Here is a 16,943-nt window from a genome sequence, read left to right as displayed (position 1 = left end):
AGCACCGCCATGGCCCTCACCGACATCTGGTTCCTGCTCATCGCGGTCCTCTGGACCGGCTACTTCGTCCTCGAAGGCTTCGACTTCGGCGTCGGCACGCTGCTGCGCGTCCTCGGCCACGACGACACCGACCGCCGGGTGCTGATCAACACGATCGGCCCGGTCTGGGACGGCAACGAGGTCTGGCTGCTCGTCGCCGGCGGCGCCACCTTCGCCGCCTTCCCGCTCTGGTACTCGAGCCTGTTCTCCGGCTTCTACCTCGCGCTGCTGCTCGTGCTCGTCGCCCTGATCCTGCGCGGGGTCGCGTTCGAGTTCCGCGGCAAGCTCGACAGCCCGCGCTGGCGCACCACCTGGGACTGGGTCATCGTGTTCGCCTCCGCCGCGCCCGCCCTGCTGTGGGGCGTGGCGTTCGGCAACATCGTCCACGGCGTCCCGCTCGACGCGCAGCACCACTTCACCGGCACGTTCTTCACCCTGCTCAACCCGTACGCGCTGCTCGGCGGGCTGGCCACGCTCAGCCTGTTCTCCTTCCACGGCGCGGTGTTCCTGACGCTGAAGACGACCGACGCATTGCGCGACCGCGCGCGGACGCTGGCCCGCGCGCTCGGCGGCACGGCGATCGTGTTCGGCGGCGTCTTCCTCGCCTACACTGCGGTCGAACACGGCGGCTGGGCATGGCTGTCGGCGGCCGTCGCCGCGCTGCTGCTCGTCGCGGCGGTGCTGTTCGCCGCCGGCGAGCGGGACGGGTTCGCCTTCGCGAGCACCGCCGCCGCGATCATCGCGATCACTTTCACGCTGTTCTGGTCGCTGTACCCGGACGTGCTGCCCTCGACGACCGACCCGGCGTTCGGCCTGACCACCACGAACGCGTCCTCGACGCCGTACACGCTGCAGATCATGACCTGGGTCGCGGTCGTGTTCACCCCGATCGTGCTGGCCTACCAGGCGTGGACGTACTGGGTGTTCCGCAAGCGGATCAGCCGGGCCTCGATCCCGGCCGGCGGCGGCCTGCCCGCAGGCCGCCGGTGAAGCCGCTCGACCCGCGGCTGCTCCGTCACGCGAGCGCGGTCCGGCCGTTCGTCCTCGCCTGCGCCGCGCTGGGCGTGCTCACCGCCATGCTGGTGCTCGCCCAGGCGGAGCTGCTCGCGAAGACGATCACGTGGGCCTTCCTCGACGGCTTCGGGCTCCGGAACCTGGTCCTGCCGCTCGGCCTGCTGACCGCGGTCGTCGTGGCCCGGGCCGGGATCACCTGGCTGGCCGAGACGACCGCGCACCGCGCGGCCGCCCGTGCGCTTGCGCAGCTGCGCGAGACGGTGATCGCGGCCGCGCTGCGGATCGGCCCCCGGCGGGCCGGCCGCTCTCCCGCCGAGGTCGCCGCCCTGGCCACGCACGGCGTCGACCGCCTGGACGGCTACTTCGCCCGCTACCTGCCGCAGCTGCTGATCGCGGCGGTCGTCCCGGTGGTCGTCGGCGTGCGGATCCTGGCCGCCGACTGGGTCGCCGCGGTGATCGCCGGTCTGACCGTGCCGCTCATCCCCGTGTTCATGATCCTCATCGGGCGCTACACCCAGCGTGACGTGCAGCGGCAGTGGAAGACCTTGTCCGTGCTGGGGAACCACTTCCTCGACCTGGTCGCCGGGCTCGCGGAACTCACCGCGTTCGGCCGCGCCCGCGCGCAGATCCGGTCGCTGCGGGAGATCACCGGGCAGTATCGCAAGCACACCATGCGGACGCTGCGCGTCGCGTTCCTCTCCGCGCTGGCCCTGGAGCTGCTGGCGACGCTGTCGGTCGCGGTCGTCGCCGTGTCGATCGGCGTGCGGCTGCTGGCCGGGGAACTGGACCTGCAGACCGCGCTCGTCGTGCTGATCCTCGCCCCGGAGATCTACCTGCCGCTGCGAGCGGTCGGCGCCCGGTTCCACGACAGCGCCGAGGGGCTCGCCGCGGCCGAGGAGATCATCGCGCTCGCCGACACGCCGTCGGACGACACCGGCACCCGCCCGGTCCCCGATCTCACCCGCGTGGCTCTGCGCTGCGAGGACGTCACGGTCGAGGGCCGGTCCGGGCCGATCCTGGACGGCTTCAGCCTGCGCCTGCCGCCCGGCGAGGTGGTCGGCCTGACCGGGCCGAGCGGGGCGGGCAAGTCGACCCTGCTCGACCTGCTCCTGGGCTGGCGGCGGCCCGACGGCGGCCGGATCCTGGTCGGCGGCACCGACCTCGCCGACGTCGGCCGGGCGACCTGGCACCGGCACCTGGCCTGGGTGCCGCAGCAGCCGCACCTGGTCGCCGGGACGGTGGCCGAGAACATCCGCCTGGGCTGCCCCGACGCGACCGAGGACGCCGTACTCGCCGCCGCGGACACCGCGGCGCTCGACGTCCCGCTGTCCACAGTGGTCGGTGAACTCGGTGCCGGACTGTCGACGGGGCAGCGCCGCCGCGTCGCGCTGGCCCGGGCGGTGCTGCTCGACCGGCCGCTCATCCTGCTGGACGAACCCACCGAGGGCGTCGACGCGGAGACCGAGGCCGCCATCCTGGAACGGCTCCCGAAGGTGCTCGCCGGACGGACCGCGGTGCTGGTCAGCCACCACCCGGCGGTGCTGGCCCGCTGCGACCGGGTGATCTCGCTCGGCGAGCCGGTCGTCCTCCCCGCCGTCCCGGACGCCGTTTCGCCGCGGCCGGTTTCCCGACCGGCCGCGGCTCCGGTCGTTTCCCCGTCCACTGTGGACGTGGCGAAGTGGCGGCCGTTGCGCGAGGCGGTCCGGCCGCACCGGCTGCGGCTGGCGCTGGCCTGCCTGGCCGCGACGGCCGCGCTGGGCTGCGGGGTCGCCCTCACCGCGACGTCGTCGTGGCTGATCGCGAGCGCGGCCCTGCACCCGCCGGTGCTGAGCCTGATGGTGGCGATCGTCGCGGTCCGGACGTTCGGCCTGGCCAAGGGCCTCTTCCGCTACCTCGAGCGGCTGGTGTCCCACGACGTGGCGCTGCGTGCCCTCGCGGAGCTGCGGGTGCGGGTCTGGGCGCAGCTGGTCCGGATCGGCCCGGCGGGCACCGCCCGGCTGCGGCGCGGCGACCTGCTGCACCGGCTGGTGTCCGATGTGGACAGCCAGCAGGACGTCCTGGTCCGCGGCCTGGTCCCGGGCGTGTCGACGTTCCTGGTGCTGACGGCGACCGCGGTCACCCTCGGCGTCATCCTGCCCGGCGCTCTTCTTCCGGCGGCTGCGGGTTTCGCGATCGCCGGCCTGCTGGCCCCGGTGGTCGCGGCCTCGGCCGCTCGCCGGGCGCTGCGCTCGACGGCGCGGCTGCGCGCGGACCTGACCGCCGGGACGGTGGAACTGCTGCAGGCGTCAGCCGACCTGATCACGCACGACGCGGCGACCCGGCGGCAGTCGAGGCTGCGCGAACTCGACGCTCTCCTGACGGCGTCCCAGCGCCGGTCGGCGGTGTGGCGCGGCCTGGGTGGCGGGATCGCCGCGCTCGGCGTCGGGCTGACGTCGGTGACGTGCCTGGCGCTGGGCATCCTGGCGGCGGTCCCCGGCCCGGCGCTGGCGGTGCTGGCGCTGACGCCGCTGGCCACGGCCGAACTGGTGGCCGGGCTCCCGGAAGCGGCCCAGCGGCTGCTCGGCGCGTCCGGCTCCGCACGCCGACTCGCCGAGCTGGACGTCCTTCCCGCGCCGTGCGCTCCGGCCACCGCTCTCGCCCCGCCGGCCGGCAGCCTGGCGGCCGAGCAGCTGTCGGTTCGCTGGCCGGGTGCGCCGTCCGACGCGGTCCAGGGCGTGAACCTGCGCCTCGGCGACGGCCGCCGTCTCGCGTTGACCGGTCGGTCGGGCGCGGGCAAGAGCACGGTGATCGCGGCGCTGATGCGCTACCTCGACCCCTCGGCGGGCCGCATCCTGCTGGCCGAGACGAACACACTGACCTGCGACGGCGACTCGGTCCGGTCGCACATCGCCTGGTGCGGCCCGGAGACGCACCTGTTCGACAGCACGCTGCGGGAGAACCTCCGCTTGGCCTGCCCGTCCGCCTCGGACGCGTCGCTGGAGGCAGCGCTGGGCCGGGCCCAGCTTTCGCGGTGGCTGTCGAACCTGCCGGACGGCCTCGACACGGCGCTGGGCACGCACGGGACACCGGTGTCCGGAGGCGAGCGTCAGCGCCTGGGCGTGGCCCGCGCGTTGCTGTCGGACCGCCCGATCCTGCTGCTGGACGAACCGACGGCCCACCTGGACGCCCCGACGGCCGCGGCGCTGGCGGCCGATGTGCTGAAGGCGACCGAGGGCCGGTCGGCGCTGGTGGTGACGCACCGGCCGGCGGAGTTCGCCGAGCTGCCGGCGATCGACGCCTCCGGCGGCGCGGCCGGCGTGCGCTGACCGCGTCAGCCCGGCCGCAGCGGAACCCACCACACCAGTTCGCCGGCCCGCACCTCCCAAGCCGCACCTCGCCGGGCTGCGGTCCCGGCGAGTTCGGCCGGGCCGTGCTCGGCCGGGCTGCCGTCGTGCACCAGGGAAAGCGTCAGCCGGTCCGCACCCGACCGCACCGACACCCGGACCGAGGCCGCGCCGGTACCGTCGGCGATCAGCGCCAACCCGGCCCGCAGCGCCGTGAGCAGTTCGTCGGTCAGCTCCGCCGGAAGGCCGTCGAGCTTCCCGGAGAATTCCGTCGACGTGGTGAGCCCGGGGTCCGCGAGCGCCTCCAGCACCCGCTCGTGGATGCTCTCCGTGCGGCGGGGCAGGACGTCGTCCAGCTCGAACACCGTCTCGCGAACCCGGGTGATCACCGCGTCGATGTCGGTGATCGCCGTGCGGACCCGGCGGGCCACCGCCTCCGAGCGGGCCGCACCTGCCGTCGTCTGCAGGGACAGGCCGATGCCGAACAGCCGCTGCACCACGTCGCTGTGCAGCTCCGCCGCAATACGGTCGCGCTCGTCGTACAGCTCGTTGCGCTGCTGCTCGGCGCGGGCGTCGGCCAGCTCGATCGCCAGCGACGCCTGGCCGGCGAACCCGGCCGCCATCCCCAGGTCGTCGCCGGTGAAGCCCGGGCGGCCCACCTTCCGGGCCGCGGTGAGCACACCGTTCACCTCGCCGGCCGCGGTCAGCGGGACCAGGAGCGCCGCATCGAGATCGGTCCGCAGCGGCGGCCGGCCGCCCGTCCGGGACTGCCAATCGGTCCACGACGCCAGGAGCGGCTCACCCTCGGTGAAGACCTGACCGGCCATCGTGCCGACGAGGTCGACGGCCTCCCCCACCAGTTCGGCGGCACCGTCGCCGACGGCGACCTCGATGCGGAGACGCTCCCCGTCGGGACGCAACACCGTCACCAGGTCCGCCTCCGCCAGATCGAGGGTGTATCCGGTGATCAGCTCCAGCGACCGCCCGTTCTGCACCGCGAGCAGCTCCCGCATGATCGCGGCCGACGCCTTGAGCCATTCCTGCTGCTTGCGGGCAGTCTCGTAGAGCCGCGCGTTGGCAATGGCCTGGCCCGCGGTCGCGGCCAGCGCGAGCGCCAGCTGCTCGTCTTCGTCGCTGAACTCGCCGTGCCGGCACTCGGTGAGGTAGAGGTTGCCGAACACGACACCCCGCACCCGGACCGGCACGCCGAGGAAGGTGCGCATCGGCGGGTGCTCGGCCGGGAAGCCCGAGGAGCGCGGGTCATCGGCGATCCTCGCCAGCCGGATCGGCCTCGGATCCTCCACGACGGCCCCGAGCAGGCCTTTGCCCTCGGGCAGCCGGCCCACCAGGGCCACCGTCTCGTCGTCCATGCCGACGTGCACGAACTCGGTGAGCTGCCCGTCGGTGCCGATCACCCCGAGCGCGGCGTACCGGGCACCGAGCAGCTCTCGGCCCGCTTCGACGATCCGGCGCAGCAGCGTCGGCAACGCGAGGTCACCGGCGACCTCCTGGTTCGCCCGCAGCAGGCCCCGCAACCGGCCCTGGGTGCCCATCACTTCCTGCGCCCGTTCGACGAGCTGGCCCAATAGCTGGTCCAGCTCCATCCTCGGCAGGTCCGGGAACGTCAGCCCATCCTGGTCGTCACTCGCTCGGTTCACACCCACCACCCCGCTCGCCCTGCGCGGCAGTCCTCCAGTTTGCCGCGACGGAGGGGGCGGCCGTCAAGCCCTGTGGTGCGACGATCCGGTGAACGATCTTCAGGAGATCTTGCAGACAGCGTACCAGGTGCGCCGGCCCAGCCGCTGGACCGCCAGCGCGAGGTGCTCGGCCCGCCGGTACAGCTCGCGCAAGCGCATCTCGCGGCGCGGGTCCGGCTCGGTCTCCAGCCCCGCGATCGCCCGGCGGTACGCGTGTTCCGCGGCTTCCAAAGTGGACAGTGCCGCGTCGGCTTCTCCCGCGGCTTCGTTGTGCGGCAGGGTGTCGAGCGCTTTGTGCAGCATGTCGAAGGCGGTCACCACGGTGAGGACCATCGCCGTCAGGTGGTCGTCCGGCGGGGTGCGGGACAGATCGGACTCACGCACGAGCATGTACGCCGCGTCGGCGATCTCCCCGAGCCGCTCGGCCAGCTCGAACACGTCCTCGGCCTCGATCGGCGTGCTGAACGCCTCCCGCACGGCCAGCAGCACGTGCCGGCGCTCGGCCGACTGCACCAGCAGCGGCGTGTGCAACTCCCCGCCGGTCGGCAGGCCGCGGGCCCAGCCCGCCAGCGCCGTCAGCAGGTCGCCGACCGTGTCGGCCTGGTCGCGCAGCAACCCGAGCACGTCCGGGTTGTGCGGCAGGAACCACGTCTTGGGCAACCTCATGCCCACCACCTCCACAACGGGAGCGCGGCGGCCCCCAGCACGGCGCACGCCGGCAGGGTGACCAGCCACGCGGAACAGATTTCCCCCACCACGGCCCACCGCACGTGGCGGACGCGGCGGCTCGCGCCGGCGCCGACCACCGAGGCGGCGACGACGTGGGTCGTGCTGACCGGCGCCCCGGCCGCCGCGGCGGCGAGGATGACCGCGGCCGAGCTGCCCTGGCTCGCCAGTCCGTCGGCCGGCCGCATCCGGTAGATGCCGCGCCCGACCGTCCGGACGACGCGCCAGCCCCCGGACGCGGTGCCGAGGGTCAGGGCCACCGCCGCGGCGAACTTGACCCACAGCGGGACGGCGAAGACCTCGAGGTGCCCGGTCGCGACCAGCAGCAGCGTGATGACCCCCATGGACTTCTGGGCGTCGTTCGCGCCGTGGCTGAAAGCCAGCGCTGCGGCGGTCAGCCACTCCGCCCGCCGCAGCACGGTGTCCACCCCGCGCCGCGCCCGGCGCAACGCCCGCCGCACCAGCAGGTCGGCGGCCGCACCGAGGCCGGCACCCAGGACCGGCGACAGCGCCAGCCCGGCCAGGACGCCGAGCACGCCGGAGACGTGGAACCCGTCGATCCCGCCCCAGCGGACGCCGGCGAACCCGCTCGCCCCGACCAGGCCGCCGACCAGCGCGTGCGACGAACTGGACGGCAGGCCTCGCCACCAGGTGAGCAGGTTCCAGGTGATGCCGGCGGTGACGGCCGCGCCGACCGCGGGCAGCACATCCGCGGCCGGCAGCCGGACCACCCCGCCGACGGTGTCGGCGACCGTCGTCCCCGCCAGCGGCCCGGCGACGTGGCAGGCGGCCGCCGGCAGCAGGGCCGCACCCGGGGTGGCCGCGCGGGTCGCGACCAGCGCGGCCACCGAGTCGGCCGAGTCGTGGAAGCCGTTGGTGAAGTCGAAGACCAGGGTGATCGCGATCGCCGCGGCCAGGACGGCCGCGGCGCTCACGCCTCAGCCCTCCCAGGTCCAGTGCCGGATCTCCGGCAGGTCCTCACCGTGGGCGCGGATGTACCGGCGGTGCCGCCCCTGCGCCTCGGTCATCCGCTGCCGCAGCAGACCCGCCGTCGCCGCCAGCCCGGGCACCCGGTCGAGCACGTCGATCACCAGCTGGAACCGGTCCAGGTGGTTCAGAACCAGCATGTCGAAGGGCGTGGTCGTGGTCCCGTGCTCGGTGTAGCCGCGGACGTGCAGGTCGTGGTGCCCGGTGCGGCGGTAGGCCAGGCGGTGGATCAGCCACGGATAACCGTGGTAGGCGAAGATCACCGGGCGGTCCGGGGTGAACAGCGCGTCGAACTCGCGGTCCGAAAGCCCGTGCGGGTGCTCGGACTCCGGCTGCAGGCGCATCAGGTCCACGACGTTGACCACCCGGACGGCGAGCGAAGGCAGCTCCTGCCGCAGGATCTTCGCCGCGGCCATGACCTCCAGCGTGGGAGCGTCGCCCGCGCAGGCGAGGACGACGTCGGGCTCGCGGTCGGTGTGCGTGCTCGCCCAGTCCCAGATGCTCACGCCACGGCTGCAGTGCAGCGCGGCCTGCTCGGCGTCGAGCCAGTTGGGCGTGTCGTTCTTCCCCGCGACCACGACGTTCACGTAGTCGCGGGAAAGCAGGCAGTGCGCCGTGACCTCCAGCAGCGTGTTCGTGTCCGGCGGGAAGTACACCCGCACGACCTCGGCGCTCTTGTTCGCCACGTGGTCGACGAACCCGGGGTCCTGGTGGGAGAACCCGTTGTGGTCCTGCCGCCAGACGTGCGAGGTGAGCAGGTAGTTCAGCGACGCGACCGGGCGCCGCCACGGGATCTGCCGGTGCACGCGCAGCCACTTGATGTGCTGGTTGACCATCGAGTCGACGATATGCACGAACGCCTCGTAGCAGGAGAACAGCCCGTGCCGGCCCGACAGCAGGTAACCCTCCAGCCAGCCTTGGCACAGGTGTTCCGACAGCACTTCGAGCACGCGGCCGTCGCGCGCCAGGTGTTCGTCGACCGGTTCGACCGCGGCCTGCCACTCCTTGGCGGTGACGTCGTAGACCGCGTCGAGCCGGTTGGACGCCGTCTCGTCCGGGCCGAACAGGCGGAAGTTCGCCCGGTCGGCGTTGAGCGCGAAGACGTCCCGCAGGAACCGGCCCAGCACCCGGGTGGGCTCGGCCACCGTCGCGCCCGGGCTCGGTACCGGCACCGCGTGGGCCGCGGTGTCCGGCAGGGTCAGCGGCCGCAGCAGCACGCCGCCGTTGGCGTGCGGGTTCGCGCCCATCCGCCGGTCCCCCGCCGGGATCATCGCCGTGACGTCGGCGACCGGGCGGCCGGACTCGTCGAACAGCTCCGCGGGGCGGTAGGACAGCAGCCACTCCTCCAGCTGCTTCCGGTGGCCCGCGTTGTGCCGGACCTCGGCGAGCGGTACCTGGTGCGACCGCCAGGTCCCCTCCACCGGCTTTCCGTCCACAACGGACGGTCCGGTCCAGCCCTTGGGGCTGCGCAGCACGATCATCGGCCAGGCCGGGCGGCCGGTGTGCCGGTGGATGACGGCGAGGTCGGCGACCGCCGAGTCGAGCGCGGCGGCCATGGCCTGGTGCATCGTGGCCGGATCGCTGCCTTCGACGTAGATCGGGGCGTAGCCGTAGCCGCGCAGCAGGGCGTCCAGCTCGGCCGGGGCGATGCGGGAGAGCACCGCCGGGTTGGCGATCTTGTAGCCGTTGAGGTGCAGGATCGGCAGCACCGCGCCGTCACGGGCCGGGTCGAGGAACTTGTTGGCGTGCCAGGACGTCGCCAGCGGCCCGGTCTCGGCTTCGCCGTCCCCGACCACGCAGGCGACGAGCAGGCCGGGGTTGTCGAACGCGGCCCCGAAGGCGTGCGCGAGCGAGTAACCCAGCTCGCCGCCTTCGTGGATCGACCCGGGCACCTGCGGGGCCACGTGGCTCGGCACGCCGCCGGGGAAGGAGAACTGCCGGAACAGCTCGGCCATCCCGGCGGCGTCCCGCGTCACCTCGGGCCACGCCTCGGTGTAGCTGCCTTCGAGCCACGTGTTCGCCAGCAACGCCGGGCCGCCGTGGCCCGGGCCGGTGACCAGCATCGCGTTCAGGTCGTGAGCCAAGATCGCGCGATTCAGGTGCGCGTAGACGAAGTTCAGGCCGGGTGAGGTTCCCCAGTGCCCGAGCAGCCGCGGCTTGAGGTGCTCCGGCCGCAGCGGCTCGCGCAGCAACGGGTTCGCCATCAAGTAGATTTGGCCGGCCGAGAGGTAGTTCGCGGCCCGCCAGAGGGCGTCCACCTGGGCCAGCTCGGTGCCGCCCAGCACCTCCGGACGAGCTTCGACGGCGGTCACGCCTTCCGCTCCGGGCGGACCACGAGCACCGGGCACTCGGCGTGCTGGACCAGCGCCTGGCTCGTCGAGCCCAGCAGCATGCCGGTGAAGCCACCCCGCCCGCGGCTGCCCACGACGACCAGCTGCGCCTCCTCGGAGATCCGCAGCAGCGCGTGCCGGGGCCGGTCGCGTACGAGGACGCGCCGGATTTCGACGTCCGGGTACTTCTCCGGCCAGCCGGCGAGCCGCTCGGTCAGCAACCGGTCTTCGCCTTCTTCGAGGCTTTCGGGCTGGGTCAGGATCCGGGCGGTGCCGCGCGTGTCTTCGTAGGTGGTGTCGTTCCACGCGTGCACCGCGACCAGCGGAACGTTCCGCAGCGAAGCCTCCTCGAACGCGACGGCGATGGCCTGCTCGCTGTTCGGGCTGCCGTCGATGCCGACCACGACCGCGCCGGCCGCCGGCTCGTGGGAGCCGCGGATGACGGCGACCGGGCAGTGCGCGTGGGAGGCGACCGCGGCGGCGGTGCCGCCGATCAGCATGTCCGCGAACCCGCCGGTGCCGGTCCGGCCGACGACGAGCATCCGGGCGTGCCGAGACTCCTCGATCAGCATCGGCACCGGCGGATCGTTGGGCAGGTCGGTGCCGATGACCAGGTCCTCGTCGATCGACGCGGCGAGGGCGCGGGCGTCGGCGATGGCGCGTTCGCCGTCCTTCTGGACCGCCTCGAACAGCGTCGCCGCGCCGATGCCGGTCATCCCGCCGCCGTAGTAGAGGCCGGCGACCTGCAGGCCGTGCACGATCTTCAGCTGGAGGTGGCGCCGGGAGGCGAGTTCCGCCGCCCACCTGACGGCGGCGGCCGAGCCGGCCGAGCCGTCCACGCCGACGGTGATCCTCGGATCGTTGGCGGTCATCGTGTCTGCTCCTCACCCGCGTACGCGGTTTCGGCGGCGACGACGCCCGGCACGGCGAGCGCCAGCAGCTGGGCGACGTGCCGGTCGGAGTCGTCGTCGAACTGGTCGGTGATGTGCACGAGCCCGTCGTGGACGTCGACGTGCCAGCGGCCGGTGCCGCCGTAGATCTCCAGGCGGTGCTTGACGTCCCGGGCGATCTCGGTGTCGTCCCGGGCGAGCACCCGCACGACGTCGCCGCGGGTGACGATGCCGACGACGGCCGAGCCGTCGACGATCGGCATCGCCCGGATCCGGGCGTCCACCAGCGCCTGGCACAGGTCGGCGACGTCGGTGCCGGTGCTCATCGCGGTGACCGGAGTGGTCATCAGGTCGCCGACCGTCTTGCCGGCGGCGGGTTCGACGGGTTCGTGGACGTACCGGGGGTCGGCCGGGATGCGGCCGCGGATCAGGTCGGCCTCGGTGACGATGCCGACCAGGCGGTCGTCGTCGTCGGCCACCGGCAGTGCGGTGAAGCCGTGCGCCGCCAGCAGCTCGGCCGCCTCCTTGGCGGACGTCCACGGGTGCACGGTGATCACCGGCGAGGTCATCAGGTCGCGTGCTCGCATCGGGAATTCCTTTCCGGTCCCCACCAATCTAGGAAGACCGGTCCCCGGCCACCGCCGTCATCGGTCACCGGTCGCAGGGACTTACGTCCCTTCGCCCGTCATGTCCACAAAGGACCGAAGTCGATGCGACGCCACGCCGCGGGCAGCTCCTCCGCGCACCGCTCGGCCGTCTCCGCCTCGGCCGCCAAGACCGCTTCGAACCCGCCGTGGCGCGCCTGGAGGACGCGCAGGTGCCCGCGGGCGACCACGGCGTCCTGGAACTCGCCGAGGAGGTCCTGGAAAGCTCGAAGCGCCGGCCCGTCCACCGCGATGACGGCCGCCCCCGCTTCGAGGGCGTACCGGAGCCGCTTGGCGGCCTTCCGGATGTCGTGGACGGCGCGCTCCCGGTCGGGTGCCGCGGCCAGGGCGGCGATCCGCCCGTCCACGGCCTCGGCCACCGCGCGCGCCAGCCGGGGCAGCACCTTCGCCGCCGGACGGTGGGCGGCTTTGGGCCACTCGTGGCGCGGCTGTTCGGCGAGCACCACTTCGAGCACGTCGAGGGCGTTCAGCAGCTGCAGGTACCGGTAGCTGTCGAGTGCGCGCCGCACACGGGCGTTGGCGTCCTCGGTGAGCTGCGCGAAGTACGCGTCCGTCCGCTCGTGCGCCCAGCCCCGGGACCGCGCCCACTGCACCTCGGTGTCCCGGGCGGGCGCGAGCTCCCCGCCCAGCCGGCGCAGGGCCCCGCCGAACTCCTTCAGCAGCTTCCGGCCGCCCAGCACCGGCGCGTAGGCGGCGAAGACCGCGCGCAGCCGTCGCGCGGCGACGCGCAGCCGGTGCACCGAATCGGGCATTCCCCGCCGGACGGCCAGGTCCGCGGCGGCCAGCGCGGCGATCTGCGTGCGCACGTACTCCAGGACCACGCTTCGGGCCGAGCCGTCGCACGGCCGGAGCGGCACCGCGATCCGGTCGCCGAGGCGGGCCCGCAGCTCCTCCCGGCCACCGCGGAGCCGCGCGACCGGGACCAGCCGGTCGTCGCGGGTGTAGGCGCGCACGAGCCGGGACAGGGTCGGCGGTACCCCGCGGTCCGAACCGGTCAGGCTGATCGGCCCGTCGGGGGTGTCGAGGCACCACCGGCCGGCCTGGATGCCCAGCGTGAGGCCGTGCCGCAGCAGCCGCAGCGAGTCGGTGTCGAAGAACTCGGTCTCGTGCAGGCTGGTGACGGTGGCGCTCATGCGCACACCTCGCTGACGCTCGGTGCGGCCTGAGCGGACCGCGCAGTGTCGAATGATTCGCTCGCAAGCTCGCTCATGACGCCACCAGCCGGTGCCGGGCCAGCAGCGCGAGCCCGATCAGCACCGCCAGCAGGCCCACGGTCACCCACTGGACGGGGGCACGGACTCCGATCACGCCGAACTGGATCGCCAGCCATCCGGTGAGCACCGCACCGGCGGCCAGGGCCGCGGCCGGCGCGCGGAAGTCGCTCCGCCAGGCGAACACCGACGCCGCGGCCAGCGACCCGCCGACGACGAGCACGAGCGCGAAGCCGGGCAGCACCCAGCTGGTCAGCCCGAGCGGTGCCAGCCACTCGACCGGCATCGCGAATCCCGGCGCCCGGGCGATCAGCGAGACGCCGCCGTACACCGCGCTCGCGGCGAGCAGGCTTTCGAAGGTCGCCAGCAGGCGCATCGTGGCGCGGGTCCGGGCGGTGGTCACGTCCCGCTCCCGGTCGGCTGGGGCCGCACGACCGCCACCGGGCACGGCGAGTGGGCGATCAGCGCCTGGCTCGTCGAGCCGAGCAGCATGCCGGTGAACCCGCCGCGGCCGCGGCAGCCGACCACCACCAGCTGCGCGCGGTCGCCGCGTTCCAGCAGCGTGCGCACCGGGCGGCCGCGCACGACCTCCAGTTCGATCGACAGCTCCGGGTACTTGCGCTGCCAGCCGGCCACCTGATCGGCCAGCCTGCCGCGCTCGGCGGCTTCGATCTCGGCCGGGTCTTCGCGCAGCGGGTGCGGGCGGAGCATGCCGTCCGCGAGCACGTCGCTCCACGTGTGCACGGCGACCAGCGCCGTGTCGCGCAGCCGGGCCTCTTCGCAAGCGAAGGCGAGCGCGGCCTCGCTGTCGGGCGAACCGTCGGAGCCGACGACCACCGGCCCGGTGCGCCGCGGTGGCTCGTGCGGGGTCCGGCCCCGGACGACGACGATCGGGCAGTGCGTGTGCGCGGCCACCGCGACGGCGGTCGAGCCGACGAGCAGGCCGGTGAAGCCACCCAGCCCGCGCGAGCCGAGCACGATCAGCTCGGCGTGCTGCGACTCCTGGACCAGCGCCGTGACCGGGCTCCACTCGCGGGCCGCGGTGATCACCTCCAGGCCGGGGTGCTCGGCGAGCACCCCGGCTTTCGCGTCGGCCAGCCAGCCCTCGGCCCGCTCGGCCAGCCCGGCCCGGACCCGCTCGTGCGTGCCGAACGCGACGGGCGCCTTGACCTGCGGCAGTGCGTAGACCTGGACCAGGCGCAGTGGCCGCCCGCGGCGGACGGCCTCCGCGCCGGCCCACACCGCGGCCTGGACCGCCGAGCCCGAGCCGTCGATCCCGGCGACGACGGCGCCGTCAACGAACCCGGACATGGCCGTCCTCCTCGTGGATGAACCGCCGGACCCGGTCGAACCGGGTGCGGGCGCGGGCTTCGGCGGCCTGTTCCTCCTCGGCGGTCACCACGATCGCGTCCGGACCGGGGAAAACCGTCGAGACATGGTCGTCGGCCGTCCAGCGGACGACGTACGGCGGTGCCCCGTCGGGTGAGTGGACCTCGAGGATCCGGCCACGCTGTTCGGGCGCGTCGACCCACGGTCCCTTGACGACGAGCCAGTCGCCCGGCTGTGCGTGCATGATCGCCCCTTCCTCAGACGTCCACAGTGGATGGTTCAGCGACCGCCGGGCGCTGCGAGGCCCGGTGCGCGGCCACGGCGATCAGGACGACTCCGCCCGCCAGCACCACGAGACCGGACACCAGCAACGCCAGTGCGACCCAGCCGAGGCCGGGCGCGGTCGCCCCCGCCTCGGCCCGCACGGAGATCCCGCGCGAGGAGTCCGCGTTCATCACCACGGCGGTCCACTGCCCGGTCGACACCGGCCACGCGACGGTCTGCGTGCCCGCGCCGGACGCACTGGCGATCCACACCCCGGCATCGCCGGGCGGGGCGGACGGAGCGCCGCCGAGGTGCGTGCGGTTGCCCGCGGTCGTGTACTCGGTCGCGGCCAGGTAGCGCTCGACCGCGTCCGTGCGGCCGATGCCCACGAAGACCGGGCGGCCGCCGGTGTCCGTCACCCGGATCCGGACGTCTCCGACGAAGCTCTCGAGCTTCGGTACCGACACGCCCTCCAGCCGCACCGGATCGGTGGCCACGGCGTACCCGCCGGAGACGAACGTGGAAGAGGCGCTGAGGTAGCCGTCCGCGTCGCGCTGGGTGCGGTCGGCCCACAGCGCGGCCGCGCCGCCGGTGACCAGGCCCATCGAGCCGAGCACCAGCACGGCGCCGGTGACCGCGGCGGCGATCCGCCGGCGGTCCAGCCGGTGGCGTGCGGGTGGGGCGGCTGCGGGTGCGGCGGCTCGTGGCCGGCCTCGGCGCCGCCCATGTCGAGCCGGAAGGGCGGGTACGCGTCGGTCATCAGCGACACGTAGGCCGCCACGCGCAGCGCCCAGCGGTCCATGCCGAGGACGAAGTCGAAGATCGGCCGCGGGTAGCGACCGGTGAACAGCAGCACGACGCCGGCCACCACGACCAGCACGCCGACGAGACCGCCGGCTGCCCAGTTGAAGGTGCCGTCGCCGGTGCGGGACGCCAGCCAGGTGCCGCCGCCGACGAACAGGCCGACGACGATGAAGTGCGGGATGGCCAGCAGCCACCACTTAACCAGCACCAGGCCACGCGAAAGCCGTTCCGGGTAGGCGATCTCGAGCCGGGCCGGGTAGTCCGGGACGTCGGCCAGGGTGAACGGCGGGTAGCGGTCGGTCCCGAGCGCGGCGTAGGAGTAGTAGTGCACCCGCCAGCTCCAGCGCAGCACGCCGGTGGTGAACTCGAACAGCGGCCGCGGGTAGCGACCGGTGACGAGGATCGCGTAGAAGGCCGCGATCGTGACGAACGCGTAGGCGAACCACAGGAACGCCAGCACGAGGTAGTGCGGGATGGCCAGCAGCCATTTCACCAGCCACAGCCCGCGGGACAGCGGTTCGTCCAGCGTCGCCTCGACGCGGACCGGGTAGTCGGTCATGACACGCTCCTTTCCAGGCGGGCGAGGCTCGTCCCGATCTCGCGGCCCCAGGCGCGGATCGTGGGCCAGTCCCGGTTGTCGGCGTCGGCGACCCGCAACGCCGCCACGACGGCGCGTTCGGGGAACTCGAGGGTGCGGCGGTCGATCCGGCCCCCGAACAGGCGGTGCCCGCGGGCGTTCAGCCGCCGCACCAGGTCCTCGACGACGACCGGCTCTTCGGCCGGGCGCTTCTGTTCGCCGACCGGGCCGCTGGAGAACAGCCAGACCGGCACCCGGCCAAGCTCGTCCGCGAAGGACTCGGCCAGCTTTCTCGCCGGCTCCAGCCAATGTCCCAGGTAGACGGCGCTGCCGAGGACCACGGCGTCGAGCCCTTCGACCGAGTGCACGAGGCCCGCGTCGCGGACCTCGACCTGCGACCGCACCCCGGCGTCGGTCAGCGCGGTGCCGAGCGCGGCGGCCACGCTTTCGGCGATCTCCCTGGTGGCCCCGTGCCGGGTGGCCACCGCCACGAGGACCTTCATGTCCGCACCGACGCTTCCTCCCACAGCTCGACCCCGACGACGCCGTAGACCGTCTTCGCCAGCGCTGTCACGACCCGGCGCTCGGCCTCGTCGGTGAAGGCGCCGCGGACGGTCACCATGCCGCCGGTGACCGAAACCGCCCACCGGTCGCGGTGCCCGCAGTAGTCCGTGAGCAGCGCGTTGAGGTGCGAGGCGATCGAGTCGTCCTGGCGCACCAGCGGGCTGAGCATGTCGCGGCGGCTGACGATGCCGACGAGGACACCGTCGTCGTCGGTGACGGGAATGCTGCGGCGGCGGTCACCCAGCATGCGGCGGGCGATCTCGGTGACGTCGGTGTCCAGCCGGACGGTCTCGGCCGGGGTCGTCATCATCGTGGCCACCAGCACGTCCGGTGCCGCGCCGGTGATCCCGCTGCGGAGCGCGTCGGCTTCGGTGAACACGCCGAGCACCGCGTCGTCCTCGCCGACGACCGGCAAGGCCGCGACACAGTGTTCGGTGAGCAGCACGATGGCTTCGCGGACCGGCGTGGCGGGTCCGACCCGGACCACCGGCCTCGTCATGATGTCGCGTGCCTTCACTTCGGC

16 protein-coding genes are annotated in these 16,943 nt (G+C 73.7%); 2 read left to right on the top strand and 14 right to left on the bottom strand.

Features of this window, described 5'->3' with window-relative positions:
• The first annotated feature begins 9 nt into the window (after positions 1 to 9).
• Both cydB and cydD read left to right on the top strand, forming a co-directional pair.
• Entirely contained in the window at positions 10 to 1,029 is a 1,020-nt protein-coding gene (gene cydB / locus HUT10_RS47140; RefSeq protein ID WP_176177151.1) for a cytochrome d ubiquinol oxidase subunit II, read from the top strand.
• Complete coding sequence (cydD, locus tag HUT10_RS47135) at positions 1,026 to 4,358, top strand: thiol reductant ABC exporter subunit CydD (RefSeq protein ID WP_176177150.1); 3,333 nt, start codon at positions 1,026 to 1,028, stop codon at positions 4,356 to 4,358. Before cydB ends, cydD begins: the two co-directional genes overlap by 4 nt.
• Before the next feature lie 5 nt (positions 4,359 to 4,363).
• On the opposite strand, the gene HUT10_RS47130 is transcribed toward cydD, so the two are convergent.
• From HUT10_RS47130 to HUT10_RS47065, 14 genes are all read right to left on the bottom strand, one after another.
• A complete protein-coding gene (locus HUT10_RS47130; RefSeq protein WP_176177149.1) occupies positions 4,364 to 6,034 on the bottom strand; it encodes a GAF domain-containing protein in 1,671 nt (556 codons plus the stop codon).
• Between the two features lie 99 nt (positions 6,035 to 6,133).
• The gene (locus tag HUT10_RS47125; protein ID WP_176177148.1) at positions 6,134 to 6,739 is read right to left on the bottom strand and encodes a DUF47 domain-containing protein; all 606 of its coding nucleotides are present in this window, start codon (positions 6,737 to 6,739) and stop codon (positions 6,134 to 6,136) included.
• A complete protein-coding gene (locus HUT10_RS47120; RefSeq protein WP_176177147.1) occupies positions 6,736 to 7,734 on the bottom strand; it encodes an inorganic phosphate transporter in 999 nt (332 codons plus the stop codon). Before HUT10_RS47120 ends, HUT10_RS47125 begins: the two co-directional genes overlap by 4 nt.
• Positions 7,735 to 7,737: 3 nt before the next feature.
• Positions 7,738 to 10,098, bottom strand: a complete 2,361-nt coding sequence (locus tag HUT10_RS47115) for a phosphoketolase (protein ID WP_176177146.1) — start codon at positions 10,096 to 10,098, stop codon at positions 7,738 to 7,740.
• Positions 10,095 to 10,988, bottom strand: coding sequence for a universal stress protein (locus HUT10_RS47110; protein ID WP_176177145.1), 894 nt, complete (start codon positions 10,986 to 10,988; stop codon positions 10,095 to 10,097). The genes HUT10_RS47115 and HUT10_RS47110 overlap by 4 nt, the downstream gene beginning before the upstream one ends.
• A complete protein-coding gene (locus HUT10_RS47105; protein WP_176177144.1) occupies positions 10,985 to 11,593 on the bottom strand; it encodes a CBS domain-containing protein in 609 nt (202 codons plus the stop codon). Before HUT10_RS47105 ends, HUT10_RS47110 begins: the two co-directional genes overlap by 4 nt.
• A 98-nt stretch (positions 11,594 to 11,691) precedes the next feature.
• Positions 11,692 to 12,804, bottom strand: a complete 1,113-nt coding sequence (locus tag HUT10_RS47100) for a CHAD domain-containing protein (RefSeq protein ID WP_176177143.1) — start codon at positions 12,802 to 12,804, stop codon at positions 11,692 to 11,694.
• A 73-nt stretch (positions 12,805 to 12,877) separates the two neighbouring features.
• Positions 12,878 to 13,285 carry a hypothetical protein gene (locus HUT10_RS47095; protein WP_176177142.1) on the bottom strand — a complete coding sequence of 136 codons (408 nt, stop codon included), beginning with the start codon at positions 13,283 to 13,285 and terminating at the stop codon, positions 12,878 to 12,880.
• The gene (locus HUT10_RS47090) at positions 13,282 to 14,193 is read right to left on the bottom strand and encodes a universal stress protein (RefSeq protein ID WP_176177141.1); all 912 of its coding nucleotides are present in this window, start codon (positions 14,191 to 14,193) and stop codon (positions 13,282 to 13,284) included. The genes HUT10_RS47095 and HUT10_RS47090 overlap by 4 nt, the downstream gene beginning before the upstream one ends.
• Positions 14,177 to 14,455, bottom strand: coding sequence for a DUF1918 domain-containing protein (locus HUT10_RS47085; RefSeq protein WP_176177140.1), 279 nt, complete (start codon positions 14,453 to 14,455; stop codon positions 14,177 to 14,179). The genes HUT10_RS47090 and HUT10_RS47085 overlap by 17 nt, the downstream gene beginning before the upstream one ends.
• A 13-nt stretch (positions 14,456 to 14,468) precedes the next feature.
• Positions 14,469 to 14,942 (bottom strand): hypothetical protein, encoded by a 474-nt coding sequence (locus tag HUT10_RS52375; RefSeq protein WP_176177139.1) that lies wholly within the window; start codon positions 14,940 to 14,942, stop codon positions 14,469 to 14,471.
• Positions 14,891 to 15,838, bottom strand: a complete 948-nt coding sequence (locus tag HUT10_RS47075; RefSeq protein WP_176177138.1) for a DUF4389 domain-containing protein — start codon at positions 15,836 to 15,838, stop codon at positions 14,891 to 14,893. Before HUT10_RS47075 ends, HUT10_RS52375 begins: the two co-directional genes overlap by 52 nt.
• The gene (locus HUT10_RS47070) at positions 15,835 to 16,359 is read right to left on the bottom strand and encodes a flavodoxin domain-containing protein (protein WP_176177137.1); all 525 of its coding nucleotides are present in this window, start codon (positions 16,357 to 16,359) and stop codon (positions 15,835 to 15,837) included. The genes HUT10_RS47075 and HUT10_RS47070 overlap by 4 nt, the downstream gene beginning before the upstream one ends.
• Positions 16,356 to 16,937 (bottom strand): HPP family protein, encoded by a 582-nt coding sequence (locus HUT10_RS47065; RefSeq protein ID WP_176177136.1) that lies wholly within the window; start codon positions 16,935 to 16,937, stop codon positions 16,356 to 16,358. The genes HUT10_RS47070 and HUT10_RS47065 overlap by 4 nt, the downstream gene beginning before the upstream one ends.
• Between the last annotated feature and the right edge of the window lie 6 nt (positions 16,938 to 16,943).

Source organism: Amycolatopsis sp. Hca4 (genome assembly GCF_013364075.1).
Classification (GTDB): domain Bacteria; phylum Actinomycetota; class Actinomycetes; order Mycobacteriales; family Pseudonocardiaceae; genus Amycolatopsis.
This window is presented reverse-complemented; position numbering and strand designations above follow the sequence as displayed.

Coding starts and splice junctions, on each gene's coding strand:
- HUT10_RS47075 (WP_176177138.1), bottom strand. CDS start 15,838: ATGACCGACTACCCGGTCCGCGTCGAGGCGACGCTGGACGAACCGCTG.
- HUT10_RS47090 (WP_176177141.1), bottom strand. CDS start 14,193: ATGTCCGGGTTCGTTGACGGCGCCGTCGTCGCCGGGATCGACGGCTCG.
- HUT10_RS47110 (WP_176177145.1), bottom strand. CDS start 10,988: ATGACCGCCAACGATCCGAGGATCACCGTCGGCGTGGACGGCTCGGCC.
- HUT10_RS47085 (WP_176177140.1), bottom strand. CDS start 14,455: ATGCACGCACAGCCGGGCGACTGGCTCGTCGTCAAGGGACCGTGGGTC.
- cydB (WP_176177151.1), top strand. CDS start 10: ATGGCCCTCACCGACATCTGGTTCCTGCTCATCGCGGTCCTCTGGACC.
- HUT10_RS47070 (WP_176177137.1), bottom strand. CDS start 16,359: ATGAAGGTCCTCGTGGCGGTGGCCACCCGGCACGGGGCCACCAGGGAG.
- HUT10_RS47125 (WP_176177148.1), bottom strand. CDS start 6,739: ATGAGGTTGCCCAAGACGTGGTTCCTGCCGCACAACCCGGACGTGCTC.
- HUT10_RS47105 (WP_176177144.1), bottom strand. CDS start 11,593: ATGCGAGCACGCGACCTGATGACCTCGCCGGTGATCACCGTGCACCCG.
- HUT10_RS47100 (WP_176177143.1), bottom strand. CDS start 12,804: ATGAGCGCCACCGTCACCAGCCTGCACGAGACCGAGTTCTTCGACACC.